This window comes from Streptomyces sp. a15, from assembly GCF_059026085.1.
In genome coordinates, this window is the sequence record NZ_JBWLKM010000248.1 from 1 (window position 1) to 991 (window position 991).

Below are 991 nucleotides of genomic sequence, written 5' to 3' on the forward strand. Positions count from 1 at the left end.
ACCGATCTGCTGCCGGGGTTCGCCGACGTGGCCCCGCTGGACGTGTTCGGGATGGGCACCGAAGGCCTGGCCGGCCATCTCGGTCTGTCGCCTGACCGGTGTCGGTCTCATGAACTCGTCCAGCGCGAACTGCATGGGGCGTTGGCGCGGCGGCGGGTGTATGTGCATCCGGTGCGGTGGACGTCGTTGGGGTTGTCGTTGCTGGAGGCGATGCATCTGGGGGTGCCGGTGGTGGCGTTGGCGACGACGGAGGTGGTGGAGGCGGTGCCTGTGGGGGCGGGGGTGGTGTCGAACCGGGTTGAGGTGCTGCATGAGGCGGTGCGGGGTTTTCGCGCCGATCCGTTGTCTGCCCGTTCGGTGGGTGAGGGGGCGCGGGCGGCGGTGCTGGCCCGGTACGGGTTGTCCCGTTTCCTGGATGACTGGGAGCGGTTGTTGAAGGAGGTGGTGGCCTGATGAGGATCGCCATGGTGTCCGAGCATGCCAGTCCGCTCGCCGCGCTGGGGGGTGTGGATGCCGGGGGCCAGAACGTGTATGTGGCCCGCCTCTCGGAGGAGTTGGCCCGGCGGGGGCATGACGTGACGGTCTACACCCGCCGCGACGGTACGCGTGTGCCGGGCCGGGTTCCGCTGCCCGGGGGTGCGGTGGTCGAGCATGTGCCGGCCGGGCCGCCCGAGGCCGTGCCCAAGGACGACCTGTTTCCCCACATGCCGGCGTTCGGCTCCTATCTGGCGCGTGCCTTCGCTCGTGAGCGGCCCGGGGTGGTGCATGCCCATTTCTGGATGTCGGGCATGGCCGCCCGGATCGGCGCGGGGCCTCGCGGTGTTCCGGTGGTGCAGACGTTTCATGCTCTGGGTACGGTCAAGCGGCGTCATCAGGGCCACGAGGACACCAGTCCGGCCGAGCGGGTGGGGATCGAGCGGCAGATCGGCCGGGGCTGTGACCGGGTCCTGGCGACCTGCACCGACGAGGTGCTCGAACTGGCCGACCTGGG

General features: G+C 70.2%; 2 protein-coding genes. Both read left to right on the forward strand.

Going from position 1 to position 991, the window contains the following annotated elements; genetic code table 11:
* Positions 1-453, forward strand: a 453-nt coding sequence (locus tag AC5P09_RS51940) for a glycosyltransferase (RefSeq protein WP_493880628.1), incomplete at its 5' end; no start/stop codon positions are given.
* On the forward strand, positions 453-991 hold a 539-nt coding region (locus AC5P09_RS51945; RefSeq protein WP_493880629.1), incomplete at its 3' end, for a glycosyltransferase. The genes AC5P09_RS51940 and AC5P09_RS51945, both read left to right, overlap by 1 nt.